24 protein-coding genes are annotated in these 26,343 nt (G+C 65.7%); 11 read left to right on the top strand and 13 right to left on the bottom strand.

Features of this window, described 5'->3' with window-relative positions:
* Nucleotides 1-49: 49 nt before the first annotated feature.
* From ACFOOL_RS11235 to ACFOOL_RS11215, 5 genes are read right to left on the bottom strand one after another with little or no spacing between them, the layout of a single operon-like run.
* Nucleotides 50-1,063 (bottom strand): Gfo/Idh/MocA family protein, encoded by a 1,014-nt coding sequence (locus ACFOOL_RS11235; RefSeq protein WP_380097124.1) that lies wholly within the window; start codon nucleotides 1,061-1,063, stop codon nucleotides 50-52.
* Nucleotides 1,060-1,767: an N-acetylmannosamine-6-phosphate 2-epimerase gene (locus ACFOOL_RS11230; RefSeq protein ID WP_380097123.1), complete on the bottom strand. Its 708-nt coding sequence runs from the start codon at nucleotides 1,765-1,767 to the stop codon at nucleotides 1,060-1,062. Before ACFOOL_RS11230 ends, ACFOOL_RS11235 begins: the two co-directional genes overlap by 4 nt.
* 57 nt (nucleotides 1,768-1,824) lie before the next feature.
* On the bottom strand, nucleotides 1,825-2,724 hold the full coding sequence (locus ACFOOL_RS11225; protein WP_380097122.1) for an N-acetylmannosamine kinase: 900 nt from the start codon (nucleotides 2,722-2,724) through the stop codon (nucleotides 1,825-1,827).
* Nucleotides 2,708-3,535 carry a MurR/RpiR family transcriptional regulator gene (locus ACFOOL_RS11220; protein WP_380097121.1) on the bottom strand — a complete coding sequence of 276 codons (828 nt, stop codon included), beginning with the start codon at nucleotides 3,533-3,535 and terminating at the stop codon, nucleotides 2,708-2,710. The genes ACFOOL_RS11225 and ACFOOL_RS11220 overlap by 17 nt, the downstream gene beginning before the upstream one ends.
* Nucleotides 3,536-3,550: 15 nt before the next feature.
* On the bottom strand, nucleotides 3,551-4,699 hold the full coding sequence (locus ACFOOL_RS11215) for a GNAT family N-acetyltransferase (protein WP_380097120.1): 1,149 nt from the start codon (nucleotides 4,697-4,699) through the stop codon (nucleotides 3,551-3,553).
* A 354-nt stretch (nucleotides 4,700-5,053) separates the two neighbouring features.
* Between ACFOOL_RS11215 and nirK the strand changes: the two genes are divergently transcribed.
* Nucleotides 5,054-6,229 (top strand): copper-containing nitrite reductase, encoded by a 1,176-nt coding sequence (nirK, locus tag ACFOOL_RS11210; RefSeq protein ID WP_380097118.1) that lies wholly within the window; start codon nucleotides 5,054-5,056, stop codon nucleotides 6,227-6,229.
* 95 nt (nucleotides 6,230-6,324) lie between these two features.
* Here the strand turns inward: nirK and ACFOOL_RS11205 are convergent, their stop codons facing one another.
* The 6 genes from ACFOOL_RS11205 to ACFOOL_RS11180 form a co-directional block, all read right to left on the bottom strand.
* Nucleotides 6,325-7,113, bottom strand: a complete 789-nt coding sequence (locus ACFOOL_RS11205; RefSeq protein ID WP_380097116.1) for a DUF1684 domain-containing protein — start codon at nucleotides 7,111-7,113, stop codon at nucleotides 6,325-6,327.
* Complete coding sequence (locus ACFOOL_RS11200) at nucleotides 7,110-7,871, bottom strand: ABC transporter ATP-binding protein (protein ID WP_380097115.1); 762 nt, start codon at nucleotides 7,869-7,871, stop codon at nucleotides 7,110-7,112. The genes ACFOOL_RS11205 and ACFOOL_RS11200 overlap by 4 nt, the downstream gene beginning before the upstream one ends.
* Complete coding sequence (locus ACFOOL_RS11195; RefSeq protein ID WP_380097114.1) at nucleotides 7,868-8,677, bottom strand: ATP-binding cassette domain-containing protein; 810 nt, start codon at nucleotides 8,675-8,677, stop codon at nucleotides 7,868-7,870. The genes ACFOOL_RS11200 and ACFOOL_RS11195 overlap by 4 nt, the downstream gene beginning before the upstream one ends.
* Nucleotides 8,674-9,525 (bottom strand): ABC transporter permease, encoded by an 852-nt coding sequence (locus tag ACFOOL_RS11190; protein ID WP_380097112.1) that lies wholly within the window; start codon nucleotides 9,523-9,525, stop codon nucleotides 8,674-8,676. Before ACFOOL_RS11190 ends, ACFOOL_RS11195 begins: the two co-directional genes overlap by 4 nt.
* A complete protein-coding gene (locus tag ACFOOL_RS11185; protein WP_380097484.1) occupies nucleotides 9,522-10,469 on the bottom strand; it encodes an ABC transporter permease in 948 nt (315 codons plus the stop codon). Before ACFOOL_RS11185 ends, ACFOOL_RS11190 begins: the two co-directional genes overlap by 4 nt.
* A 114-nt stretch (nucleotides 10,470-10,583) precedes the next feature.
* Nucleotides 10,584-12,071 carry an ABC transporter substrate-binding protein gene (locus ACFOOL_RS11180; RefSeq protein ID WP_380097111.1) on the bottom strand — a complete coding sequence of 496 codons (1,488 nt, stop codon included), beginning with the start codon at nucleotides 12,069-12,071 and terminating at the stop codon, nucleotides 10,584-10,586.
* A gap of 281 nt (nucleotides 12,072-12,352) precedes the next feature.
* Between ACFOOL_RS11180 and hisD the strand changes: the two genes are divergently transcribed.
* Both hisD and ACFOOL_RS11170 read left to right on the top strand, forming a co-directional pair.
* On the top strand, nucleotides 12,353-13,681 hold the full coding sequence (gene hisD / locus ACFOOL_RS11175; protein WP_380097110.1) for a histidinol dehydrogenase: 1,329 nt from the start codon (nucleotides 12,353-12,355) through the stop codon (nucleotides 13,679-13,681).
* Between the two features lie 60 nt (nucleotides 13,682-13,741).
* Nucleotides 13,742-14,812 (top strand): LacI family DNA-binding transcriptional regulator, encoded by a 1,071-nt coding sequence (locus ACFOOL_RS11170; RefSeq protein WP_380097108.1) that lies wholly within the window; start codon nucleotides 13,742-13,744, stop codon nucleotides 14,810-14,812.
* A 526-nt stretch (nucleotides 14,813-15,338) separates the two neighbouring features.
* On the opposite strand, the gene ACFOOL_RS11165 is transcribed toward ACFOOL_RS11170, so the two are convergent.
* Nucleotides 15,339-15,830: a hypothetical protein gene (locus ACFOOL_RS11165; protein WP_380097107.1), complete on the bottom strand. Its 492-nt coding sequence runs from the start codon at nucleotides 15,828-15,830 to the stop codon at nucleotides 15,339-15,341.
* Between the two features lie 135 nt (nucleotides 15,831-15,965).
* On the opposite strand from ACFOOL_RS11165, the gene ACFOOL_RS11160 reads away from it, so the two are divergent.
* On the top strand, nucleotides 15,966-16,715 hold the full coding sequence (locus ACFOOL_RS11160; RefSeq protein WP_380097105.1) for an ABC transporter ATP-binding protein: 750 nt from the start codon (nucleotides 15,966-15,968) through the stop codon (nucleotides 16,713-16,715).
* The gene (locus tag ACFOOL_RS11155) at nucleotides 16,715-19,273 is read left to right on the top strand and encodes an ABC transporter permease (protein ID WP_380097104.1); all 2,559 of its coding nucleotides are present in this window, start codon (nucleotides 16,715-16,717) and stop codon (nucleotides 19,271-19,273) included. Before ACFOOL_RS11160 ends, ACFOOL_RS11155 begins: the two co-directional genes overlap by 1 nt.
* 43 nt (nucleotides 19,274-19,316) lie before the next feature.
* Here the strand turns inward: ACFOOL_RS11155 and ACFOOL_RS11150 are convergent, their stop codons facing one another.
* The gene (locus tag ACFOOL_RS11150) at nucleotides 19,317-20,069 is read right to left on the bottom strand and encodes a glycerophosphoryl diester phosphodiesterase (RefSeq protein ID WP_380097103.1); all 753 of its coding nucleotides are present in this window, start codon (nucleotides 20,067-20,069) and stop codon (nucleotides 19,317-19,319) included.
* Nucleotides 20,070-20,376: 307 nt separating this feature from the next.
* Here ACFOOL_RS11150 and ACFOOL_RS11145 point away from each other — a divergent pair, with 307 nt between their 5' ends.
* Genes ACFOOL_RS11145 through mnhG form a run of 6 tightly spaced genes read left to right on the top strand, consistent with a single transcriptional unit; the run spans nucleotide 20,377 to nucleotide 26,331 of the window.
* Nucleotides 20,377-23,274: a monovalent cation/H+ antiporter subunit A gene (locus tag ACFOOL_RS11145; RefSeq protein ID WP_380097102.1), complete on the top strand. Its 2,898-nt coding sequence runs from the start codon at nucleotides 20,377-20,379 to the stop codon at nucleotides 23,272-23,274.
* On the top strand, nucleotides 23,265-23,600 hold the full coding sequence (locus ACFOOL_RS11140; protein WP_380097101.1) for a Na+/H+ antiporter subunit C: 336 nt from the start codon (nucleotides 23,265-23,267) through the stop codon (nucleotides 23,598-23,600). Before ACFOOL_RS11145 ends, ACFOOL_RS11140 begins: the two co-directional genes overlap by 10 nt.
* A 1-nt stretch (nucleotide 23,601) precedes the next feature.
* The gene (locus tag ACFOOL_RS11135) at nucleotides 23,602-25,194 is read left to right on the top strand and encodes a monovalent cation/H+ antiporter subunit D (protein WP_380097099.1); all 1,593 of its coding nucleotides are present in this window, start codon (nucleotides 23,602-23,604) and stop codon (nucleotides 25,192-25,194) included.
* The gene (locus ACFOOL_RS11130; RefSeq protein WP_380097097.1) at nucleotides 25,191-25,676 is read left to right on the top strand and encodes a Na+/H+ antiporter subunit E; all 486 of its coding nucleotides are present in this window, start codon (nucleotides 25,191-25,193) and stop codon (nucleotides 25,674-25,676) included. Before ACFOOL_RS11135 ends, ACFOOL_RS11130 begins: the two co-directional genes overlap by 4 nt.
* Nucleotides 25,673-25,954: a K+/H+ antiporter subunit F gene (locus tag ACFOOL_RS11125; RefSeq protein ID WP_380097095.1), complete on the top strand. Its 282-nt coding sequence runs from the start codon at nucleotides 25,673-25,675 to the stop codon at nucleotides 25,952-25,954. Before ACFOOL_RS11130 ends, ACFOOL_RS11125 begins: the two co-directional genes overlap by 4 nt.
* Entirely contained in the window at nucleotides 25,951-26,331 is a 381-nt protein-coding gene (gene mnhG / locus ACFOOL_RS11120) for a monovalent cation/H(+) antiporter subunit G (RefSeq protein WP_380097094.1), read from the top strand. The genes ACFOOL_RS11125 and mnhG overlap by 4 nt, the downstream gene beginning before the upstream one ends.
* Nucleotides 26,332-26,343 lie beyond the last annotated feature (12 nt).

Genomic DNA, 26,343 nt, shown 5'->3' with positions numbered 1-26,343 from the left:
CCCTTTGTTGTCGTCCGTTCCCTCTGCACCCTGTCGGGTGCGATCAACGCTAGAGCTGTTCCACCGTCCCACTCTCGGCGGAACGGATCATGGCTAGCGTCAATTCCAAGGAGCGCAGTGCCTCCTCGCCCGTGGCCACCTGGGAAGGCTTGCCATCGAGCCATTCTAGCACGCTGCTCAATTGCTGGCGCAGACTGCCGCCGATAATGTCGCCAAAACTCGGCCAGTGCTGGGTGTCGATCTCGCGCGATGCCTGGTTGTCGGCGAAGTAAAGCCCGCTATCGCCGCACTGAACCTCGAACGAGCCTTCGGTGCCGATCAGCTCCATGCGGGCGTCGATCATGTGGCGGGCGCCGCCGGGCAGGGCCCATGCGCTTTCGAAATTCACCAGCGTGCCGTCCGAAAAGCGAACCACTGCGGCGATGGTATCCTGCGTGCCGGTGGACCCCAGAAGAATGTCGGTCTGCTGGGCATAGACCGAAACCGGGGTTTGCCCTTCCAGCATCCACAGCACCAGGTCGACATCGTGTACGGTCACGTGCAGCGCCAGCGGCAGGGTGCCGCCATAGCGCTTGGGTCCTTCGGTGCGGGCGCTGTTGCGGCGCGTATAGACATGGATCGGCGCGCCGATCTTGCCGGTCTGCATCAATTCGCGCGCCTTGTAGTAGCGCGGATCGAAGCGCAGCAGATAGCCGATGCCCAGCTTGACCCCGGCCTGCTTGCAGGCATCCACGATCTTGCGGCCATCTTCCAGGGTCGAGGCGATCGGCTTTTCGACAAACAGATTGATCCCCTTGGCGGCAATATCGAGCGCGGGCCGCAAATGGAGATGGTCGGGCGTGCAGATACTGACCAGATCGAGTTGCTCGGCGGCCAGCAATTCTTCATGGCTGGCGTAAACGTTCACCTTCTCACCAAGCCGGGCAGCGACCGAGCGGGCCAGGTCGAGATTGCGGTCGACAATGGCGACCAGCCTGGCGCGTGGCTCACGCGAAAAAATCGCGGCATGCATCGAACCCATGAAGCCTGCGCCGATCACGGCGACGCGGAATTGAGTAGTCATGCGGTTTCTCCGGATTGGACGCGAGCCGTCGCAACGGCGCTGGCATAGCGGCGTGTAATATCGTCGGGGCGGGTGATGGCCGAGCCGACGACGACGAATTGTGCGCCCAGCGCAATACTGCGGGCCGCTTCCGCCGGTTCCCAGATGCGCCCCTCGGCAATGAAGGGAATGCCGGCGGCGGCCAGATCGGCCATCAGGGCAAAATCGGGACCGACGAGCGCGGTGGAATAATCGGTGTAGCCCGCCAAGGTGGTGCCGGCGACATGGGCGCCTGCCGCCACCGCGGAACGGGCTTCGGCAAGGGTGCTGATATCGGCCATGGCGATGCAGCCGCGCGCCACTATGGCCGCGACCAGATCGGCAACCGGCACATGCCGGGTGCGATCGGTGGCGTCAAAGGCGATGATTTCGGCTCCGGCATCGGCCAGAGCGTCTACTTCCTCGATCCGCGTGGTGATGAACGCTTCAGACCCCGGGTGCTTCGCCTTGACGATGCCGATGATCGGCACTTCGACGGCGGCCCGCACGGCGCGTACATTGGCGACGCCTTCGATGCGCAAGCCCCTCGCTCCGCCCAGCACCGCAGCTTCTGCCAGCGCAACAATGTGGGGCGTCGGCGCCAGCGGGCTTTCGGCCACCGCCTGGCAGGACACCACCAACCGGCCGCGTAGCTGATCGAACATCGTTTCGACGGATATGACCATCAGAACCCCCACCTCTGAGGCTCATGGTAGCAAGATGGCGTTTTTCGTCAATCTCAATTATTCAATGAAAAGTTCCGTCAAAACCAGGTCCGCAATACCGATAAGTCCCGCGTCGGCTCCCATTGCGGCACGAACCACCGGTCGATGGAAGATCTCCGGCTGCAGGCCGATGGCCCGTCGTACCCGTTCCAGGAATCCCGGCGCCAACCCGACGCCGCCGCCCAGCACTACCCGCTCCAGATCAAGGCTCGCCACCAGATCGCAAAAAACGCTGGCCAGCCCGGCTGCGGCTCCATCCAATAGACGATTACAGGCCATGTCGCCCGCTTCCGCCGCAGCAAACACCTCCGGTGAATCGACAGGCCGCCCCAACAACTCGCTCGCCAACACGGCGATGGCAGTGCCCGAAGCCAACCGCTCGATACATCCTCGGCGGCCACAACCGCACACTGGCCCGTCCGGGTCACCCATCATATGTCCGACATGCCCCGCCAGCCCTTTGCGGCCTGATTGCAGCCGGCCATCGAGCACGATACCGGCGCCGATGCCGGTCGAAACGGTGACAAAGGCCATGCGCTCGACACCTTGCCCCGCCCCCCGTCGAAACTCGGCCCAGGCTGCCGCCTGCGCATCGTTGATGGCGAACACTGGCCGCGCCAGGCTCGCTTCGAGCGCCTGCACCAACGGAAACCGGTCCTCGATCGGCAAGGTTGCCGGATTGAGCGCCGTCAGATGGCCCTGGTCGACGATGCCGGTTGTCGCCACCCCCGCCGAGACCGTTGCCGGCAGCGTTGCCGCCTGCCTGGCAACCGCCTCGACAATATCAGTGCCGCGCCCGGAGCGAGGCGTGGCGATTTGCAGCCGCCGGGTCACCTGTCCATTGGCGACCAGGGCCAATGCGATCTTGGTGCCGCCGATATCGATGGCCAGCACTTCCCGGTCAGAAATTGCGGTCACTGACGCTACTCGCCGTATCCTTGATGGTTTCCAGATGTTCGGGCTTGGCATCGGTGATGGCCGCGACCAGTGCATCCACAATCAGCAACTGGCTGATTTTGGAGGGGAAGGCGCCGCCGGTCAGTGGCGTTTCCGGCCATGACGCCAACAGGACATGATCGCTCTTGGCCACCAGCGGGCTCTTGGAGCGGTTGGTCAGGGCAATCGTCTTGACGCCTCGGCTGTGGGCGAGTTCGGCGACACGCACCGTATCGATGGTCGATCCCGAGCTGGATACCAGGATATGGACGACGTCCGGTTCGGAGGTGGCGGCGATCATCGTCGCCAGATGCGAATCGGCAACGGCGCGGGCGCGCAGGCCCAGCCGGGTCAGCTTATACTCCAGATATTGCGCGGTAATGGCCGATGCGGCGACTCCGAAGATTTCAATATGGGTGGCCGCCAGAAGATCGGCGGCCACGATTTGAAGGATGGCGCGATCGAGCAGACGTTCAGTTTCATCCAGCGCAATCTTTGCCGTTTCAATAAGCGATTGTACGGCATCGGCTGCTGTCGGCGGTGCATCGGACCGTCCCTGTGTCGCCAATTCCTGGGCAAGCACCAGCTTGAAGTTCTGAAATCCGGAAAAACCCAGTTCCCGACAGAAGCGCATGACGCTGGCTTCGGAGGAATTGGCCTCTTCCGCCAATTCGGTGATGCTCTGATAGAGCACGGCTTGGGAATGAGCGAGGACGTGATCCGCGACACGCGTGAGGGCAGGTGTCATATTCGGTGCGGACGACCGGATATTGGCGATCAAAGCGCTTTGCATGCAGTTTACTCCGGTCTAAAAATGCTCGCCAACCCATGGGGAGGGGCCGGCAAACAAGGTTTCGCACAAGCGAATGGCTGCCGGATCACCCGTCAATACGCCAGCGCGCGCCAGAAAGCTTGCCGATCGATGTCCGGTGACCAGCGTGCCGAAATCGCCAAGCGCGATGCGGATGGTCGGCAGGCCGGTTCGACCCGTGGTGCACATGCCTTGCCCGTCCCGGATTTCCAGGGCCAGTGGAATATCGGTTCCAGCGGCATCCAGATCGATGCCCAAGACGCCGTCAGCGCTATAGCCACGCGCCTGCAGCACGGCGACGGGGTCAAGTATGCGCGCCAGCCACTCCTCCTGATGCATCAGCCGCCAGCCTTTGTCGGGCAGCGCAAAGACCAATGCGTCCTGTGGCGAGCCATGCCAGCGTACGCGGGGATATACGGAAGAAAACGTTCCCAGAAACGTCAGCAGATGTGCTGCGGCGGCGCCATTGATGGCAGCCCAATCCCGGACCACCAGACATTCGACATCGCTCGTATCCAGCACCAGATAGCCGGGCGCGGCCGCAACGGCGCTGACAAAGACTGCGGTATTTCCGGCCATCAGGCTCGCCCAATGCGCCGGGCTGCGCTGCAATAGCCCTGCATCATCGATGCAGCGTTGCCGATAGAGGGCCTCGATCGCCGCGATGGCGGGCTCTCCTTCCAGGCGGACAAACCTGCCGCCGCGCACCCTGGGGAGAACGGAGGTTTCGGCTTCATAGATCATTTCAAGGCCAGCCAGCGCAAACCCGGCGCGCCGGTAAACCGGGCGCGTCGAGGCAAACAGCGTGGCAAGGCCGATATTGGATGCGGCCGCCTCCGCGCAAACCTGCTCAAGGAACCGGCCTGCCAGCCCTGCACCGCGCCAGATCGGATTGATCGCCACATGGGCGATATTGATTGCCGGAACCGGCTTGCCACCCAGCCAATGACCGGTTTCGATCACCGCCATCACGGCGGCCAGTTGCTCGCCGACAGAGAAAATGCGGAAGTTCCCGATGCCGACCTGCTCGATATAGGCGTGGCTGCGGGCGGGTTGGAAGCCGAAGGCCTGATTATAGGCGTCCGCTATGGCATCGCGATGCCGGTCCGAGGCGCGGGAGACAATCGAGGCAGCGGGGTCTGACATTTTTTTCTACCAGACTGATTTGCATGAAGAATTTCTTCATTACGGTTTTGTGTGCGCCCTGTCCATGGTTATGCCTCAGATTTTCAGGCGCGGGGCGTCGGCCTGAGCGCCCATACTGATGAAAATTGCCAGGGGCTCAGGTCAATATCTAGCCCCAGCCCCTGTTGGTGAACCATTGCCTGGCTTCGCCGTTACCAAGGGACAAGGAGAGGAATATACGCCGGGGCAGGCGGAAGCAGGCCTTGTCGGATGCATCGCGGAGGCCGATGCTTCCGGTGGCGCAATGGAGTGCCGGACGCTGCCGTGGGCACGTCCTTTCATTTCCTTTCACCAACCAGCAAGGGACAAAGTTGGATGACCGATCAGGAAGACGACCATCACGCTCAAACCGGCGATGCTGCCCGCGGCCTGACCCGCAGGAGCCTGCTCGCGGGCTCGGCGGGCCTGACTTTCGCGGGGGTGCTCGGCGCCCAGCCGGCCCAGGCCCAGAACGCCAGCGCTGCGGCCGAGCAGCATTCCATGCACATGTCGCATTCGGCCGGCAGCCTCAGCGAGCGGCTCTACCAGGTCAATCCGGACATGCCCGAGCATGCCGACATCGCCCACGACCCTGCCGACGTGCCCCCGCCCATCGAACGCCGGGAGCCGCAGACGGTGCGCATCGATCTCGAAACCGTCGAGCTGGAAGCGCATCTGGACGAGAACAGCACGTTCCGCTTCTGGACCTTCAATGCGCGGGTGCCCGGCCCGTTCGTCCGGGTGCGCGTCGGGGACACGGTGGAGTGCTATTTCAAGAACGCCGAAGACAGTTGGATGGCCCATAATGTGGACTTCCACGCGGTTACCGGGCCGGGCGGCGGGGCGGTCCTCACCACGGCGCTTCCCGGCGAGGAATTCGCCTTCCGTTTCAAGGCGCTCAATCCGGGCCTATACGTCTATCACTGCGCCGTCGCCCCGGTGGCGCTGCATATCGCCAATGGAATGTACGGCCTCATCCTGGTCGAGCCCGAAGACGGCCTGCCGCCGGTCGACCGGGAGTTCTACGTCATGCAGGGCGAGCTCTATACCGAAGAGCCCTTCGGCAGCCGCGGCCTGCTGACGGAAAGCTATGACAAGCTGATGGACGAGCGGCCGGAATATTTCGTCTTCAACGGCCATGTGGGGGCCCTCACCGATCATTTCCCGCTGCGGGCCAATGTCGGGGAGACCGTGCGCATCTTCTTCGGCGTCGGCGGCCCCAATTTCCCCTCCTCCTTCCATGTGATCGGCGAGATCTTCGACCGCGCCTATACTACCGGTTCGCTGACCAGCCCGCCCCAGACCGACGTGCAGACCATTCTGGTCCCGCCCGGCGGCGCGGCGGTGGTGGAGTTCAAATGCGAGGTGCCGGGCCGCTACGTGCTGGTCGACCATGCGCTCTCCCGCGCCGAACGGGGCCTAGCCGGCTATCTGATCGTGGAGGGCGAGGAACAGCCCGACCTGTTCGGCCCCATCGGCGAGCCGCCCGATCCGGAGATGTCCGGACACTGAGCCCGATCGGCCGCTTGTCCGGCGTATGTTTCCGGAAGCGCGGCCGATCAGAGACTTGCGACGGTTCCGGCGTTTCCATGAGACGCCGGAACGGTCTAGCTTCCCCGTAGCCGCTTTTCGCCTGCCTCGATCCGGATCGGCAGCACGTTTTCGGGCGGCGGCAGGGGGCAAACGGCGAAGTCGGTGAAGGCGCAGGGCGGATTGATGGCCTTGTTGAAATCCAGCACGATGGAATGATCGGTCACCTCCTCGCCGAACAGGAAGCGGCAGGCCGGATAGGTGCTGTCGCGCGCGGTGAGGTCGCGGATGACGAATTGCAGGCTCTGCGGCGTACCGTGGGTGGCCAGCAGTTCATAGGTGACGCCGTCGCGGGTGAACACCGCCTTGCGCGTCGCCTCGACCTCGGTGCGGATGGAGCGGGAGGTGTCGATGACCAGCCCCTTGGGCGCCTCCAGCGCCACCCATTCGGCGTGAATCCGCCAGCTCGGATCGAGCGGGAAATAATCGAGCGGCGGGAGCCGGCCGGGAGCGCTGGAAGTGGTGTCGCGCACCCGCAGCGCATGGGCGCCGTTGAGGGTGGTGACCTCCAGCAGCAGATTGCCGGCGGTAAAGCGCGGGGGCCGGTATTGCGAGAGGTCGAGCGCCATGGGCGCGCCGCCATCGGCGGGCGTGTAGGTGACCCCGCCATCGGCGCCCTGGGTGATGCGGCCCACATGGGCCGGGCCGGCGGACAGCACGATATCGTTGTCCGGGGCGCTGCCCACGCTCACCGTGCCTTCCGCAAGCGTGTCGCGCGCGATGATGTTGAGCCAGCCATCGGGCGCCTTGAGGGCGGCGAGGCGCTGCGCCTGCCATTGGGCATAGGCAGTCGGATAGTCCGTCATGATGAAGCCTCCTTGGTGGTCAGGCGCGGCACGCTGGCGAGCAGGCGCTGCGTATAGGGGTGCCGGGGATTGGCCAGCACGGCGGCGGTCTCGCCGGCTTCGGCGATGCGGCCCTTTTCGAGAATGACGATGCGCCGGCAGAGCGCGGCGACGACGCCGACATCGTGGGAGACGAAGAGCAGGCTCATGCGCCGGCTCAGCCGCTCCAGCAGTTCGACGATGCGGATACGGGTGGTCAGGTCGAGCGCGCTCACCGCCTCGTCGGCCAGCAGCAGGCGGGGACCGGCGACGATGGCCCGCGCAATGGCGATGCGCTGACGCTGACCGCCGGAAAACTGGTGCGGATAGCGGCCGGCGGCGGAAGCGTCGAGACCGACCGCCTCCAGCGTCTCCCCGACCAGGCGGGCGTGATCGCCTTCGACGCGCAGCGAGCGCAGCGGTTCGGCGATGATGGAGAATATCTTCTGGCGCGGATCGAGCGAGGAATAGGGATCCTGGAACACCACCTGCGCCTGCCGCCGGAACCGCCGCATGAAGGCGCGGTCGCGTGGATCGAGCGGCGTGCCCTCGAAGGTGATCCGACCGCTATCGGGGCGGGCGAGCCCCAGCAGCAGGCGCAACAGCGTGGTCTTGCCCGAGCCGGATTCGCCGACGAGGCCGATGGTGTCGCCCGGCGCGATCTCGAGCGAGACGTCCTCGAGGACGCGGCGCCCGGGCCCATAGCCGAAACTGACATTGTCGATCCGCATGAGGCTCATCGCCGTCCCTCCAGGGCGTCGTCCAGCTTGCGGGCGGCGGCCAGCAGGCTTTTGGTATAGTCGTGCCGCGGCCGGGTGAACACATCCGCGACCGGGCCCGCTTCCACCACTTCGCCACGGCGCAGCACCACGACGCGCTCCACCGTATTGGCGACGACCGGCAGGTCGTGGCTGATGAAGAGCAGGGCCATGTTCCGCTCGCGCACCAGCCGGTCGAGGAGGACGAGGATTTCGGCCTGGGTGGTGACGTCGAGCGCCGTGGTCGGCTCGTCGGCGATGAGGAGCGAGGGCCGGCAGGCCAGCGCCATGGCGATGGCGACGCGCTGGCGCTGGCCGCCCGAAAGCTCGTGCGGATAGGCGCGGGCGATGCGGAGGGGATCGGGCAGGGCCACGTCCTCGAACAGGTCGATGACCGCGCGGTTCACCTCCGAAGCCGACAGGGCGCGCCCGTCGCGGCGGGCGCGCCGCACCAGCGGCTCGGCGACCTGACGTCCGGCCCGCATCAGCGGGTCGAGCGCGGTCAGCGGTTCCTGGAAGACGGCAGCGACGGCAGTGCCGCGCAGAGCGTCGAGTTCGCGATCCGGCGCACCGACGACCTGCCGGCCGGCGAGCAGGACCGACCCCCGGGCCGAAAGGCCAGCCGGCAGCAGGCCCATGGCGGCCAGCGCGGTCAGCGACTTGCCCGAGCCCGATTCCCCGATCAGGCCCAGCCTTTCACCGTGACCGAGGGCGAGGGAAACATCGGATACGAGCGTTTCGTGAGGGGTGCCGACGGTCAGCCCCCTGATGTCGAGAAGCGCGCTCATCGCTCGCTCCTTGCCGGGTCGGTATGCTCGCGCAGGCCATCGGCGAGCAGGTTTATGCCGATGACGAGGGAAACCAGCGCAATGCCGGGCGCGACCGCGCCGAGCGGGGCGGTATAGACCGTGCCCTGCGCCTCCTGGAGCATGCGGCCCCAGGAGGCATTGGGCGGCGGCGCGCCGAGGCCGAGATAGGACAGCGACGCCTCGGCGATGACGGCAAGGCCGAATTGCAGGGCGAAATTGACCGACAGCGTCGGCCAGATATTGGGCAGGATGTGGATGACGACGATCTTGGGCCAGGACGAACCCGAGGTGCGCGCCGCGGTGATGTAGTCCATGACCAGTACGCGCTTGGCCAGAATGCGCGTCAGCCGTGCCACGATGGCCGAAAGCGCCACGCCCAGCGCGACGATGGCCGAGGACAGACTGGCGGTGTCGCTCGCCGCCACCACCAACATGGCGATGAGCAGGGTGGGAAAGGCGATGAGGATATCGAGCGTGGCCGCCAGCGTGTCGTCCAGCCATTTGCTGGCGAAGGCGGCGAGGATGCCCAGGGTGACCCCGATGGCGGCGCCGATGGCCACGGCCCCGATTCCCACCTGGAGGGCGATGCGGCTGCCGATCATCAACTGGGTGAACAGGTCGCGCCCCAGCCGGTCGGTGCCGACCCAGTGCGCAAGGCTCGCCCCCTCCAGCCGCCCGCCGGTGAAGGCGGTGGGCTCATAGGGCAGCCAGAACAGCGTCAGCAGGCCCACGAGGACGTGAAGGCCCACCAGGGCCGCGCCGGCCCACAGCGCCGGGGAGAAGCGCCGGCCGGAACGGGATGGGGCAGGGGCGGCAAGCTCGCTCATGCCTGCACGCTCATCCTGCCGCGCAGGCGCGGATCGACGAGGCGCTGGACGAGATCGGCGGCAAAGCCCACCAGCAGCACCATGAGGGTGGAAACGAACAGAATGCCCTGCACATTGGGATAATCGCGCTGCTGGATGGCCAGGAGCAGCATCGAGCCCAGGCCCGGCAGGCTGAAGACCCGCTCGATGACGACGGCGCCCAGAAAGGTCGTCGCCAGCTCGATACCCAGGATGGAAATGACCGGCACCGCGCCGTTACGCAGGCCGTGCCGCAGCAGCGCTTCGGAAAAGCCGGCCCCGAGGGCGCGGGCGGTGCGCAGATAGTCGCTGCCCAGCACGTCCAGCGTCGCCGCCCGCACATAGCGCAGCAGCGAGGCGCCCATGACGAGGCCGATGGTCAGCGCCGGCAGGATCATGCCCGTCGCCGCTTCCCCGAAATTGCTCCAGCCGCGCAGCGGGAAACCGCCCGAGGGAAGCCAGCGCAGATTGATGGCGAACAGGGCCACCAAGAGGATGCCGACCCAGAAGACGGGAATGGCGACGCCAAGCTGCGAGACCACCGAGATCGCCGCGCCATACCACCGGTCGGACCTGACCGCCGCGACAATGCCCAGCGGCACGGCGATGACGATGGCGAGAACGAAGCCGAAAAGGGTGAGGGGCAGGGTGACCGACATGCGGTCCAGGACCTGTTGCAGCACCGGCGCCCGGCTGACGAAGGACGTGCCCAAATCGAGCCGGGCGAGATTGCCGATGAAGCTGACAAATTGCACGTATAACGGCTGGTCGGAGCCGATCTGGGCGCGGGCGGCGTCGATCTGCTGCTGGGTGGCGCCGACGCCCAGCAGCGCATTGGCCGGGTCGCCGGGCAGCAGGCGCAGCAGCGCGAACAGCACCACGGCGGCGATGAACAGCGAAGCCACGAGGATGGCGGTGCGGCGGATGGTATAGGCGAGAATGGGATTGTTCCTTCCGATGCTGCCCGAAGATAGCGGCAGGCATCGAACAACGCCACCGGCCCGTGCGGGCCGGTGGCGATAAAGTCTTGCCGATGTGGTTCAGTTGGACTTCTGGATATCGTAGGCGAAGAACTGCGAGTTCAGCCCGTTGACCGGATAGCCGGTGACATTGGCAGCCGACACCACGATCTGCGGATAGAGATAGAGCCAGTTGCTCGCCGCGTCCTCGGCGATGATGCGGTTGGCCTCGGTCAGCTTTTCCACCTGTTCGGCTTCGCTCGCCGCCGCCTCGGCATCGGCGATCAACTGCACCACTTCGGGATTGTCATAGCCCCAGTAGAAATCCGGATTGCCGTAAAAGACGATGTCGCGGTGGTTCACGTGCTCCTGCAGCGTCGCCTCGAAATTCCGCTCCTGGTAGATTTTGGTGTACCATTCATTGGCGGTGATGATGTTGATGTTCACCGTCACCCCGATCTTGGCATATTCGGACTGCAGGAACTGGGCGACGATGGGGTGCGGATCGTAGTCGGGCGTGTCGAGGGTGAACTCGAACCCGTCCGCATAGCCCGCTTCGGCAAGCAGCGCCCTGGCCCCCTCGAGGTCATAGGCGTCGACACCGGTAAGATCGACATACCAGGGGTCGGTCGGCGGTACGAAGGAGCCGATCAGCGTGCCGTAATCGCCCCAGATGGAATTGAGCAGGCGCGCCTTGTCGGTGGCGCGGGCCAGGGCCTTGCGCACCCTGGCGTCGTCGAACGGGGCGACGCGGTCGTTATAGGCCAGCAATTCCTTGGTGGTGGAAGCGCCCTCGGTCACCGTGAAGGCCGGATTGTCGGCGAACTGCGCCAGCGAATCGGGGCTCTGGACCGAGGTGATGATGTCGATGGCGTTGGTAAGCAGGGCGTTGTTGAGCGCCGTGGCGTCGGTGAAATAGGTATAGACGACCTCGCGATTGGCCGGAGCCTCGCCCCAATAGCCATCGAAGCGCGAGAGCGCCAGCGCCGAGCCGCGACGCCATTCCTCGAGCGTATAGGGGCCGGTGCCGTCCTCGGCGGCGGTGATGTCCTCGGCCGCGTCGTTGACGATCCAGACATAGGAAAGATTGTAGGGCAGCGAGATCGACCGGCGCGACAGGGTGATCACCACGGTCCGGTCGTCCGGCGCCTCGATGCCGGTGATGGTGGCGAGGCTGTTCTTGCGCGAGCTTTTCGAGGTTTCCGCGGTGACCCGCTCGATGGAATGCTTCACATCGGCCGCGGTCAGCGGATCGCCGGAGTGGAAACTGACGCCCTCGCGCAGGGTGAAGGTATAGGTGAGGCCGTCTTCGCTGGCCTCGTAGGATTCCACCAGTTTCGGCTCGACCTCGCCGGAATCGGCGAGTTGGAACAATGCCTCGTAGACATTGCCGTTGAAGGCCTCGTTGATGCCCTGGCCGGCGCCGGCCGTGTTGTCCAGGTTCTGCGGCTCGTAGAGCGAACCGATGCGGATGCTGGCATCGGGATCGTAATCCTGCGCCCAGGCGGAGGCGGAAAGACTGACGCTGGCCAGCAGCGCGGCGACAAGAAGGGGACGCTTGAAATGCATGGAGATATCTCTTCCGGAAGATTTTCCGCAGCATAGAGCCGTCATGCGGAAAACTCCACCGATCCGGCAGGGTTCCTTTGCTTGCCGGAAGGGTGCGGGAGCACGAAATTGCCCGCGGGAAGGCGGAATAGAAAAGTTATTGCAAAGGGTCTTTTCGGGGGGGCGCCGGCGCTCCCCGCCGACGGATCGGGCCCGAGGAAAAACCGTCTCCGGAACGACATGGCCTTGCCTTTGTGCATACGTATGCATTATGAGGCGGGAAATCGATGATGGAGTTTCCTATGCCAATCTGGCTGAAGCGCAGCAGGGACATGCAGGAGCGGGCGGCGGCGGATCGCGAGGTCCGGGCGGCCGTCGAGGCCATGCTGGGCGATATCGAAGTGCGGGGCGACGCGGCGGTGCGCGAACTCTCGGCGCGGTTCGACCGGTGGGACCGCGAGGACTTCCGGCTGAGCGGCGAGGAGATCGACGAATGCATGAGCCAGCTCACCGATCAGGATCTCGCCGATATCGAATTCGCCCAGACCCAGGTGCGCAATTTCGCCCAGAGGCAAAGGGAGACCATGCTCGACCTCGAGGTCGAGACGCTGCCCGGGGTGACGCTGGGCCACAGGCACGTGCCGATCAATGCGGTGGGCTGCTACGTGCCGGGCGGGAAATATCCGTTGCTGGCCTCGGCCCATATGTCGGTGATCACCGCCAAGGTGGCGGGATGTGCGCGCGTCATCACCTGCGCGCCGCCATTCAACGGCAGGCCGGCACCGGCCATCGTGGCGGCCCAGGCCATGGCGGGCGCCGATGAGATCTATGTGCTCGGCGGCATCCAGGCCATCGGCGCCATGGCGCTGGGCACCGAGAGCATCGAGCCGGTGGACATGCTGGTGGGGCCGGGCAATGCGTTCGTCGCCGAAGCCAAGCGTCAGCTCTACGGCCGGGTCGGCATTGATCTGTTCGCCGGGCCGACCGAGACGCTGGTGATCGCCGACGAAACCGTCGATGGCGAGATCTGCGCGACCGACCTGCTGGGCCAGGCCGAGCACGGACCCACCAGTCCCGCGATCCTGCTGACCAATTCGGAAAAGCTGGCGCGCGATACCATGGCCGAGATCGAACGGCTGCTCGCCATCCTCCCCACCGCCGACATCGCCCGCAAGTCCTGGGCCGATTATGGCGAGGTCATCCTTTGCGAAAGCCACGAGGAAATGCTGGCGGAAGCCGACCGCATCGCCTCCGAGCACGTGCAGGTCATGACCGACCGCGACATGTGGTTCCGGGACAACATGACCAATTACGGCGCGCTGTTTCTCGGGCCGCGCACCAATGTCGCCTATGGCGACAAGGTCATCGGCACCAACCACACGCTACCCACGATGAAAGCGGCGCGCTATACAGGGGGCCTGTGGGTGGGGAAATTCATGAAGACATGCACCTGGCAGACCGTGACCACCGATGCGGCCTCCGCCGCCATCGGGGAATATGGTTCGCGCCTTTCCATGCTGGAGGGTTTTGTCGGCCATGCCGAACAGGCCAATATCCGCGTCCGCCGCTATGGCGGCCGCAACGTGCCCTATGGCGCGGCGGTGGCGCGGGGCGCCCAGGCGGCCGAATAGCATGGGGTCGAAAGGGCCGGGCCTCCGGTCCGCGCCGGTTGCGTCGATGATGGGGTGCGGATGGACGGCGGCGTAAAAAAGACCGGGGTGACATCGTCGGAGGTGGCGAAACGGGCCGGGGTGTCGCAATCCGCCGTCTCGCGCACCTTCACCCCCGGTGCGTCCATCTCGCCCACGATGCGAGCCAAGGTCATGGCCGCGGCGCGGGAACTCGGCTATCGGCCCAACGCCCTTGCCCGCTCCCTGATCACCAATCGCTCGCGCATCATCGCGGTGGTGATGGCCTATCTGGAAAACCTGTTCTATCCGGACGTGCTCGAGGAACTGGGCCGCCTTCTGGTCAGGGAGAACTACCGCCTGCTGCTGTTCACCGGCTCGCTCGACCGGGACAGCGATCCCGTCTTCGACCAGCTGATGCAATATCGGGTGGACGGCATCATCCTGGCCTCCACCTCGCTCTCCTCCGAGCTTTCCGAGGAATGCGCCGCGGCCGGTATTCCGGTGGTGCTGTTCAACCGCACCACCGAACGGGACGCGGTCTCCAGCGTCACGGCGCACAATCTCGAGGGCGGAAGGCTGGTCGCCGAGTTTCTGCTGGCGGGCGGGCATGAAAGGTTCGGCTATATTTCTGGCATCGAGAGTTCCTCGACCAACCGCGATCGCCTGGCCGGCTATCGCGAGGCGCTGGCGCGGGCCGGCCACGCCGATATCGTCATCGGCACCGGCAATTACGAACGCGCCGGAGCCGAGGCGGCCGCCCGCGAAATCCTTTCCAGGCCCGACCGGCCGGACGCGCTGTTCGTCGCCAACGACCACATGGCGGTCGCGGTCATGGATGTGGCGCGATACGAGTTCGGCCTGTCGATCCCCGACGATCTCTCCATCGTCGGCTACGACGATGTCGGTCCGGCCCGCTGGAGCGCCTACGACATCACCACGATGAGCCAGCCGCTCGAGCGGATGGTGGAAACCACGGTCGAACTGCTCATGGAACAGATCGCGAGCGGCAGGATCGTGGCCGAGCATCGCATCCTGCGGGGCGAGCTGATGGTGCGCTCCTCGGCCCGGCTGCCCGCTTCCGGCATCGTCGAGGCGGATGGCAGGCGCATTTACAGGCCACCGCAAAGCTGAGGCCGGTCCGGCGCCCGCGCTGAGGTATTTTGTCGCCCCTGCAAGACTTTGGTCGGCCTTGAATATGCCCCGATCAGCACCGATGTTGGATGCGGGCCCGAAAGGCCCTTTCCAAAATCAACAATGTCCGCTTCCGCCATCCGCGAGAAGCCAGGAGGTTAAACATGTCCGCCCCCAGGCTATGTCAGTCATGCGCAGAACCCCGGCCGCGCGCCGCCGTTCGCTGCCCATGGTGCCTGACAAGCTATACATCCCCGCACCGGGTCCCCGAGCATTTGTTCGCTGCTCCCGCTGGACGGAAAGGGCAGGCAAATCAAATATATGATCATATTTCATCGCCAGCGGACTAGTGGGACCAAAGGCCCATGGCCCGATCCCGCCGGATGGCGATGATGCCGCAGTAGCGCCTGCCAGCAATGACGGCGCTACAGGGGCTTGAGCGCTGCAAGCCAAGCGCTCGCCCCGTCCATTTTCCTGACCCACTGACCCCGCCCCGGCGGGGTTTCTTTTTTTGGGTGTGTCCGATCTAGCGGGCGAAGGGGACCCTGGTGTTGAGCACCGCGCCCGAATCGTTGAACTCGACCTGGAATTCCACCACGATCGTGCCGTCGACCAGAAACAGCCGCGAGCCGATCTGCATGTCGTTGCCGCCGCGATCCTTCTGCCGCTCGGTGAGGTCGAAGCCGATCTGCTTCCCGGCCTGGCGGCCTACCGCGACGCCGGAAAAACCGGCATTGGAGCTCATCACCGCCTCGTAGCGCGAATCGTGATCGATATAGGCGATGGTGCCGCTGACCGACAGGTTCATGTTCACCAGCGTGCAGCGGCCGGCATAGTTGATCTTGCCCTGATTGCCCTGCGTCACCGAGAGCCGGCAGCGGAAGGGTTCGGGCTTTTCTCCGCCCACCAGCATGCTCTCGCCCCGCCAGTTGCCGATATAGGAGGCCAGCAGGCTTTCTTCCACCGGCCCGGCCATGGCCGTTCCCGGCGCCGCCAGTCCCGCCAGCGCCAAGGCCACTGCAAATTTTCCAACCAGGCGTTTAATCACTTGAAAACCTCGTCCCCCGTTCATGGCGATATTGTATCGGTTTGGTAATTCCGCCAACAATGTATGCGACTGTTGACAAATTAATTATTGCGCGTGGCCCGAACCATGAACATTGCCGCAAGCCCGGGCCGTCCCGGCTCGCCCGCCTCCGCTCCGGATGACGCCATCATCGACGCCAGTGCGGTGGACTATACCGTTCAGGTGGCGGGCAAGCCCATGCGGATCCTGCGCGGCGTGTCCCTGCGCGTCGAGGCCGCACAGGTCGCCGCCATAATCGGACCTTCGGGCAGCGGCAAGACGTCGCTGCTGATGCTGCTGGCGGGGCTGGAGCGCGCCAGCGCCGGGCGGATCGTGGTTGGCGGTACCGATATAACCGGGCTCGACGAGGATGCCATGGCGGTGTTCCGGCGCAATACGCTGGGCATCGTTTTCCAGAGCTTCCACCTCATTCCCTCGCTGAGCGCGCTCGACAATGTCGGGCTGGCACTGGAAATCGCCCGCCCCGATCTCGATCTGGCCGCCGTGCGCAAAGAGGCTGCCGCCACGCTCGAGGCAGTGGGCCTGGGGGGCAGGCTCGACCACCGGCCCGGCGCGCTCTCGGGCGGCGAACAGCAGCGCGTGGGGCTCGCCAGGGCTCTGGTGACCAAGCCGCGTCTGTTGCTGGCGGACGAGCCGACCGGCAATCTTGACCAGAAAACCGGGGCGGCAGTGGCCGACCTGATGTTCGATCTGGCCCGGCGCAACGGCACCGCCATGGTGCTGATCACCCACGATCCTGCCCTTGCCGCCCGCGCCGACCGCGTGTTCACCATGATGCAGGGCGAACTCGCCGAAACGCCGCGCGAGAAGAAGTGATGCGCGCCCTGTCGTCCGCGGCCCGGATCGGGCTCATCGAAATGGCCGGCGGCTGGAAGCGCTTCTGGCTGCTGATTTTATGCCTTGCCGTGGGAACGGCGCTGATCGCCGGCGTCAGTGCCGTCGGCGGAGCGATCACGAAAGCCGTGGACCAGAATGCGGCGGCCCTGATGGGCGGCGACCTGGAGCTGATCCGCGCCGACCGTCCGGCGACCGAGGCGGAACTGAGGACCCTCGAGGGCTTCGGCGCCGTGGCCTATGTGGTCGAGACCAATGTGGGGGGCCAATCCCCCGATGGCGAGGCCTTCGTCGATCTGATCGCCGCCGGCCCCAACTATCCGCTGCTGGGCCGGATCGAGACCAGCTATGCCGAAGCGGCGGACGATCCATATGACGCGCTGGCCGAGCGCGACGGGACCTTCGGCGCCCTGGTCGATCCGGTCATGCTCGATCAGCTCGGGCTCGATATCGGCGACCAGATCAGCATCGGGGGCACCGAATTTACCGTGCGCGGCACACTGGTTTCCTTGCCGGACGGACCGGTGCGCGGCTTTCGGCTCGGCCTCGCCACGCTGGTCAGCACGGAAGGTTTTGCCTGGGTTTCGGACCGCACCTCGCCTTTGCCGGGCCTAGGCACCAATTTCCGCTACAAGCTGTCGCTCGCCGATCACGACATAGAGGCGGCGCGGTCCGCCCTGATGGCGGAGCTGGGCGATTCGGGCTGGGATATCCGCTCGGCCCTCGACGGGCTGGGACCGATGCTACGCTATTACGAACTGTTCACGGGCTTCCTCGTGATCGTCGGCCTGGGCTCGCTGCTGATCGGCGGGGTCAGCGTCTGGAGCGTCATGCTGGCCTATGTGATCGAGCGGGCCGGGGTCATCGCCGTGCTGCGCAGCCTGGGCGCCTCACGATCCCGCGTCATGGTGCATTTCCTCGTGCAGGTTCTGACCCTGGCGGTGATCGGCGTCGGCATCGGCGTCGCCATCGGCTGCGCCATCGGGCTCATGGCGCTGCCCGCGGTGGGCGAGGCCATCGGCGTACCGCTCGGCGCCGGGCTGGACTGGGTGGCGATCGCCATCGCCGCGGGCGTCGGCCTGCTGACCGCCTTCGCCTTTTCCTATCTGCCGCTGGTGCAGGCGCAGATGGTCAGCCCCGCCAGCCTGTTCCGCGCGCGCGGGCTGGGCGCGCCGCCCATCGACTGGCGGCGTTTGCTGCTTTCCCCCACGCTGCTGCCGCTGGCGGTGGCCATAGTGCTGTTCTTCCTGCTGGCCGTGCTGCTGACCGGCAATGCGCTGCTGGTAGGGGCCTTTGCCGGGGCATGTCTGGTCGCAGCCATCGCCTTCCAGCTCGGCAGCCGGCTGGTGCTGGCCATCATCCGGCCGGTCATGGAAGCGCCGTGGTGGCCATTGCGCCAGGCCCTGCGGTCCATGGTCGGCTCGCCCCAGGCCACCTCTGCGGTGGCGACGGCGGTGGGGCTGGCCATCGTGGTCATGGTGGTGGTGCAGATCCTGTCGATCAATCTGCGCAACGAATTCCTGGGCGCCTCGGTGTTCGACGCGCCCACCCTGGTGGCGTCCGATCTGTTTCCCGACGAGGCCGAACTGCTCAACGAATTCGCCCTCGCCCATGACGGGGGCATCGTCGCGGCGGTCACCACGCCGATGCTGCGCGGGCGGGTCGAAACCATCGATGGGCGCCCGGCGGCTACATTGCGGGCCGAAGGGCCGGAAGCCGCCTTCCTGCTCTCGGGCGAAATCCCGATGACCTATCGCACGGCGCTGCCCGCCGCGTCCCGCGTGGTGGAAGGGGAATGGTGGGCGCCCGACTATGCCGGGCCGCCTCTGGTGTCGCTGCACCAGAATCTGCGCCAGAGCCTGGGACTGAGGCTCGGCGACGAGATCGGCTTCGACCTGTTCGGCGACGTCATTCTGGCGCGGGTGGCGAGTTTTCGCGACTATGCCTGGCAGGGCGGGATCGATTTTCTCGTCGCCTTCTCGCCCGGCGTGCTCGAAACCTATCCCTCCACCCTGCTGGCCTCGGTCTCGGCGGCGCCCGGGCGGGAGGAGGAGGCCGAGCGGTTCCTCGCCATCGAGTTGCCCGACGTCAAGTTCATCGCCATCGGCGCGACGCTCGAGCGTATCACCGCGGCGCTGGGTCAGCTCTCGCTCGCCGTCGCGGCGGTGGGCGGGGTCGCCGTGTCCAACGGCCTGCTCATTCTCATCGGCAGCCTCGCCTCCGGCCGCAAGCAGCGCGAGGCCGACGCGGTGATGACTAAGGTGCTCGGGGCGCGGCAGCGGCAGATCCTGGGAGCGGCGCTGCTGCAATTCTGCCTCGTGGCCAGCTTCGCCGCCCTGGTCGCGGCGCCCGTGGGCATCGGCACGGCCTGGCTGCTGAGCGCCATATTGCTCAACGTCGCCTTCGCCTTCGACATTCCCGGCATCGCCTGGATCCTCTTGGGCGTGGTGGCAGTGACGGCCATGCTGGGCGCCACCACGCTATTGCGGGTGCTGGCCCGCCGCCCGGGATCGCTGCTGCGGGAAATGCAGAGCACGTGAGGCGGCGGAAGGGCAACGGCCTTCCGTGAAGAGCTGAAGCGATCTACAGCCGGTCGAGGAAGATCGCCGGGTTGTCGGTGATCACCCCGGTCAGCCCGGCGCGCCAGAAGGAGGCGAGGTCGGCGGGGTCGTTGCAGGTCCAGGCGCGCACCTTGATGCCGCGCCGCGCCGTCTCCTCGAGAAAACCGATGCACAGCGCCTTGTAGTGGACATGGAGCGTGGTGGCCGGGATCGCCGCCAGTTGCGCTTCCCAATCCTCGGGCGGGCGCTCGTAGAGCAGGGCTATTTCCAGTTCGGGCTCGAGCCGGCGCATCGCCTTGAGTGCTTCCGGGTCGAAGCTGGAAATCATGATCCGGGTCTGCGGCGCGCGGGTGCGGATATCGGCCTGGACCGCGCGAACGAGCTGGTCGAGGGATTTGTGGTGCCGATGCTGCTTGATCTCGACATTGGCGCTGAGGCCGAATTCGCCCAGCGCCCGGATCGTCTCCGCCAACGTCGGCAGGCGTTCCCCGGCAAATTTCCCGTCGAACCAGCTGCCCGCATCCAGCGCGGCGACATCGGCCAGACCGAGGGCGCCCAGCGACCCGCTGCCGGACGTGGTCCGGTCGACGCTGTCGTCGTGGATGACGACGAGTGTGCCGTCCGCGAGCAGGGCGACATCGAGCTCCACCCAGCGCGCACCCTGTTCGGCGGCGGCGCGAAAGGCGGCGATGGTGTTCTCGGGCGCCACCGCGGAAGCGCCGCGATGAGCCTGGATTTCGTCCCGCGTGGGGCCGGTCTCGATGGTGGTGGTCATGGTACGATTCTCATTGTGCAGTAGCATTATCCCGGTTCTGTTATGGATTTGCGACAGTGAAGCGCCTGGGCTTTTGCGGGCCGAAGCCCGCGGCACCAACGCAAGAGTGTTCGGAATGGGCGGCAAACTCATCCGAAAGTTTGAACCTCGCGCGCTTTTGGCACGGTAACACTGCTTGACGGGCACGATGCCGCAATGAAACAACGGATTGCAGACATGTCGGTAACGTCATAGCGCTGCGGGGCAAAATCCCGCTGTGGGGTTGCCGGCTCCCCGTACCATGTCAATCGAGTAGCACCACACGCCGATGCCCATCGACGCCGCCCTGACCACCATCTGGATCCTGCCATTCGTCGCCAGCCTCGTGGTGCTGACGCTACCGCGCGAGGCCAGGGACGGGGCGGCCTGGCTGAGCGGCTCGGTGGCGGCCATCTGCCTGGCCTGCACCATATTGCTTTTTCCCGCCATCGCCGATGGCGGGGACGTGACCTTCACCCTCGGCTGGATGCCCGAGTTGGGCCTGAACCTGACCGTGCGGATGGATGGCCTGGCCTGGCTGTTCTGCTTCCTCATCAGCTTCATCGGCCTGCTGATCGTCCTTTACGTGCGCTACTACATGTCGCCCAAGGACCCGGTGCCCCGCTTCTACTCCCTGCTCATGGCCTTCATGGGCGCCATGCTGGGCCTGGTCACCTCGGGCAATCTCATCCAGCTCGCGGTGTTCTGGGAGCTGACCAGCCTCGTTTCCTTCCTGCTGATCGGCTATTGGCACCACCGCGGCGACGCGCGCGACGGCGCCCGCATGGCACTGATCATCACCGGCGGGGGCGGCCTGGCGCTGTTCGTCGCGCTGATCCTCATCGGCCATGTAGTGGGCAGCTTCGAGATGGACGAGGTGCTGAAATCCGGGTCGATGATCGTGGAGTCGCAGCTTTACCCGGTCATCCTGATCCTGTTCCTGCTGGGGGCCTTCACCAAGAGCGCCCAGTTCCCGTTCCAGTTCTGGCTTCCCAACGCCATGGCGGCGCCGACGCCGGTTTCCGCCTATCTGCATTCCGCCACCATGGTGAAGGCCGGCATCTTCATCATGACGCGGTTTTGGCCGGTCATGTCCGGTTCGGACCTGTGGTTCTGGATCGTCACCTATACCGGCCTTCTGACGCTGATCTTCGGCGCCTATGCCGCATTGTTCCAGCGCGATCTCAAGGGGCTGCTGGCCTATTCGACCATCAGCCATCTGGGCCTGATCACCACGCTTCTGGGCATGGGCGGCCCGCTGGCGGCGGTCGCCGCCATCTTCCACATCGCCAATCACGCCACCTTCAAGGCCTCGCTGTTCATGGCCGTCGGCATCATCGACCATGAGGCCGGCACCCGCGACATCCGCAAGCTCAGCGGGTTGCGGCGCTTCATGCCCGTCACCGCGACTTTCTCGATCATCGCGGCGGGCGCCATGGCCGGCGTACCGCTGCTCAACGGCTTCCTTTCCAAGGAAATGTTCTTCACCGAGACGGCCGCCTACAACGCCAACATGTTCATCAACTATTCGCTGCCCATCGGCGCCACCATTGCCGGCATGCTCAGCGTGGCCTATTCGCTCAAATTCGTGCACGGCGTGTTCTTCGGCCCGCCGCCGACCGAACTGGAAAAGGTGCCGCACGAGCCGCCGGCGCTGATGCGCCGGCCGATCGAGCTGCTGGTGCTGATCTGCCTGGCCGTGGGCATCATTCCCGGCGTCACCATCGGCCCCTATCTTCACGCGGCGGTGACCTCCGTGCTCGGCCCGGAGACGCCCTATTATAGCCTCTCGGTCTGGCACGGACTGGGCCTGCCCCTGGTGATGAGCGGCATCGCCCTGGCCGGCGGGGTGCTACTCTACGTCTCCTACTACCGGCGCCTGCGCAATGTGGACGGCGCCCCCTTCATCAGCGAGTTGCGCGGCCAGCGCATCTTCGAGCGGCTGCTGCTCAATCTCACCAATCGCTGGGCCCTGCGCTTCATCAAGATATTCGGCACCCAGCGCCTGCAGCCCCAGGTCTTCCTCGTCGTCTCGATCGCGCTCGCCGCCGGGGTGGCCGCCGGCTGGGCGCGGCTGGGCAATCTTCCCCTGCCCACCGGTTTCGACCCCGTGCTGGCCGGCGTCTGGCTTCTGGGCGGGCTCAGCGCCATCGCCGCAGCCTACCAGGCCAAGTTCCACCGCCTCGCCGCCCTCATCCTCATGGGGGGGGCCGGGCTGGCGACCTGCCTCACCTTCGCCTGGTTCTCGGCCCCGGACCTGGCGCTGACCCAGTTGCTGGCGGAGATCGCCACCACCGTGCTCATCCTGCTCGGGCTGCGCTGGCTGCCCAAGCGGCTGCCGGTCGCCGAAGACGAGAGCTGGCAACTGCGCCTGCGCCGGACCCGCGATGCGGGCCTTGCCCTGCTGGTGGGCCTCGGCGCCGCCCTGTCGAGCTATGCGATCATGACCCGGCAGGCGCCCGAGGGCATTTCCGATTTCTTCCTCGAAAACGCCTATAGCCAGGGCGGCGGCACCAATGTGGTCAATGTCATGCTGGTGGACTTCCGCGGTTTCGACACCATGGGGGAGATCACCGTGCTCGGCGTCGTCGCGCTGACGGTCTTCGCCCTCTTGCGTCGCTTCCGCCCGGCGGTGGACAGCGCCGACCGGCCCGAGCAGCAGCGCCTGCTCGATGGCGGGGGCGAGAACGATCACGTGGTGGACGACTTCCTGCGCATCCCCTCGCTGATCATGAACTGGATGTTCCCCTATATCGTGGTGATCGCGGTCTATATGCTGCTGCGCGGCCATGACCTGCCCGGGGGCGGGTTCATCGCCGGCATCACCATGTCGCTGGCCTTCATCCTGCAATACATGGCCGGCGGCACACGCTGGGTCGAGGAAAGGCTGCGCATCCTGCCCATGGCCTGGGTCGGCTGGGGGCTGCTGCTGGCGCTGCTCACCGGGCTGGGCGCCATGATGCTGGGCGTACCGTTCCTCACCTCGGCCTTCGCCTATGCCGACATTCCCTGGATCGGCAAGGTCCCCATGGCGACGGCGCTGCTCTTCGATATCGGCGTCTTCGCGCTGGTGGTCGGGGCGACCATGCTGATCCTGATCGCGCTGGCGCACCAGTCGATCCGCCGCCCCAAGGCCGCCGCCTCGCCCGAACCGCTGGCCCGCCAGGGAGCCGACCGATGGAACTGACCCTCGCACTCGCCATCGGCGTTCTCGCCGCTTCGGGCGTCTACCTCATCCTGCGGCCCCGCACCTTCCAGGTCATCATCGGCCTGTCGTTGCTGTCCTACGCGGTCAACCTCTTCCTGCTGGCCATGGGCAGGCTGCGCATGAACGCCGCGCCCATCGTGTCGGGCGCCGATGTCGATCCGGCCAATTATACCGATCCGGTTCCCCAGGCACTGGTGCTGACCGCCATCGTCATCGGCTTTGCCATGACGGCTTTGTTCCTGGTGGTGCTGCTAGCCGCTCGCGGGCTTACCCGCAGCGACCACGTCGACGGGAAGAATACCTGACATGGCCGACATGAATCACCTCGCCATCCTGCCCATTCTGGTGCCGATGATGGCCGCCATCGCCAATATATTGCTGGGCGACCAGCGCAGCAGCAACCGCATCACCGGGATCAACATCGCCTTCGGCGTCATTCTCGTGGGCGTCGCCGTGCTGCTGCTGGTCACGCTGGTCGGCGCCGACCGGACCGCGATGGCGGTCTATCCGCTGGGCAATTGGCCGGTGCCGTTCGGCATCGTGCTGGTGGCCGACCGGCTCTCGGCGGTGATGGTGCTCACCACCTCCATCCTGTCGCTGGCCGCCATGGTCTACGCCTCGGCCCGCTGGTATCGCAGCAGCCCCAATTTCTTCCCGCTCTTCCACGCCATGACCATGGGGCTCAACGGCGCCTTCCTCACCGGCGACCTGTTCAACCTCTTCGTCTTCTTCGAGCTTTTGCTGGCGGCCTCCTATGGCCTGGCCCTGCATGGGGGCGGCCGCAACCGGGTGCGCTCCGCCCTGCATTACATCGCCATCAATCTGGTCGCCTCCTCGCTGTTCCTCATCGGGGTGGCGCTGATCTATGGCAGCGCCGGAACGCTCAACATGGCCGACATCGCCCGGGTGGCGCCGTCCATCGCCCCCGAGAACCGGGGCCTGTTCGAGGCGGGCGCCGCCATCCTCGGGGTCGCCTTCCTCATCAAGGCCGGCTCCTGGCCGCTGCATTTCTGGCTGCCCCACACCTATTCGGCCGCCACGCCCCCGGTGGGCGCGATCTTCGCGGCGATGACCAAGGTGGGCTTTTATTCGATCCTGCGCCTCTGGAACCTGGTCTTCGCCAACCAGCCCGGCCCCGACCTCGCTTTCGGGCAGGGGGTGCTGATGGTGCTGGGCCTGGCCACCATCGCCTATGGCAGCGTCGGCGCCCTTGCATCGAAAGCCCTCGACCGCCTGGCCAGCTATCTCATTCTTGTCTCGGCCGGAACGCTGCTGCTGGCGGTGTCGCTCAACACGCCGCAGGTGACGACGGGAGCGCTCTACTATTTCGTCGTCGCCACGCTCGCAGCCGGCGCCATGTTCCTGCTCAAGGACGTGATCGACCAGATCCTGCCCGCCGAGGCGCAGATTCTGGCCGTGTCGCTGGAGCTTTACGGCGACGAGGACGAACAGCTTGACGATGACGAGGAAGTCAGCCGCACTGTGCCTGGATCGGCCACGCTGGTGACATGGTGCTTTGCCATCGTCGCCCTGCTCATGGCCGGCCTGCCGCCGCTATCGGGCTTCCTTGCCAAATTTGCCATGATTTCCGGTGCCTTTTCCGGAGGAATTGCTCCGACGCAAATGGCCTGGTGGTTTACCGGCGCCGTCATCGTCTCCGGCTTCTTCGTGCTGGTCGCCATGGCCCGCAACGGCATCAACATCTTCTGGAGCTCCGAGCTGGGCGACAATATCCGCCTGCGCAGCCTCGAGGTGACGCCAATCGTCGCCCTGCTGGCGCTGTGCGTTTTCCTCTCCATCGTGGCAGGGCCGGTGGTGGCCATATTGGGCGATGCGGCCATGGCGGTGCATTCCCCCGACGCCTATATCGGAGCGGTGATGCAGGAGGTCACGCCATGAGGCGTCTGTTCCCGCACCCGATCCTCGCCTTCCTGCTGCTGGTGATGTGGCTCACCCTCAACCAGTCGGCCGGCCTCGGCCATATCCTGCTCGGCAGCCTCTTCGCCATCCTGGCCTCGCTGGGCGCCTCGGCGGTGATCCCCGAGCCGGTGCCGTTCAAGCGGCCGCTCAAATTCGCGCAATTGGTGGTGGTCGCGGGCATCGACATCATCATGTCCAACCTGGCCGTGCTCGGCGTGTTGCTGCAGCGCCGCCCCGCGCCCAAAAGCGGCTTCGTTGAAATAGACCTCGAGCTGACCAATACGTTCGGGCTGGCCATCCTCGCCGGCATCGTCACCGCTACCCCGGGCAGCGCCTGGCTGGAGCATAGCCGGGCGAACAATACCGTGATCATCCATGTTTTCGACGACGACGATCTGGAGGGCTGGGCCAGAACCCTCAAGAGCCGCTACGAAACGCTGTTGATGGAGATTTTCCAATGAGCCAGGCAATTCTGGACTGGAGCCTGTTCTTGGCGCAGATCATGCTCGCCATGGGCCTGTTGGCGGCGCTCGTGCGCATGGCGCGCGGTCCGCGGGCGCAGGACCGTATCCTGGCGCTCGACGCGCTCTATGTCGTGGCGCTGCTGCTGCTGGTGACGCTGGGCATCAGGAATGACAGCCAGACCTATTTCGAGCTGGCCCTGCTCATGGCGCTGCTCGGCTTCGTGGGCACTTTGGCGCTCGCCAAGTTCCTGATGCGCGGGGAGGTGATCGAATGACCGCCGAACTGCCGCTCTGGCTGGCCATCGTCGTTTCCGCCTGTATCCTGCTGGGTGCCCTGCTGACCTTGGCCGGCTGCCTGGGCCTCGTGCGGCTGGGCAGTTTCTACCAGCGCATCCATGCGCCCACCATGGGCACCAGCATGGGAGGCGGGCTGATCCTGCTGGCCTCGGCGCTCTATTTCTCGGTCACCCTGCAACGGCTGGTGATTCACGAATTCGCCATCTTCGTCTTCATGACCCTGACGACGCCGGTGACGCTGATGCTGCTTGCCCGCGCCACCCTGTTCCGCGACCGCATGGAAGGCGCCCCGGTTCCGCCGCGCGCCTCCGCGCGTCCCGCAACAGAGGCCGAGGCAGCGGAAAAATCGGAGTAGGCGTCCGCAAAA

The sequence above is a fragment of the Devosia honganensis genome (assembly GCF_042648785.1).
In the GTDB taxonomy this organism is placed as follows: Bacteria; Pseudomonadota; Alphaproteobacteria; order Rhizobiales; family Devosiaceae; genus Devosia; species Devosia honganensis.
The sequence above is the reverse complement of the archived record's forward strand: the minus strand, read 5'-3'. Positions and strand labels throughout refer to the sequence as shown.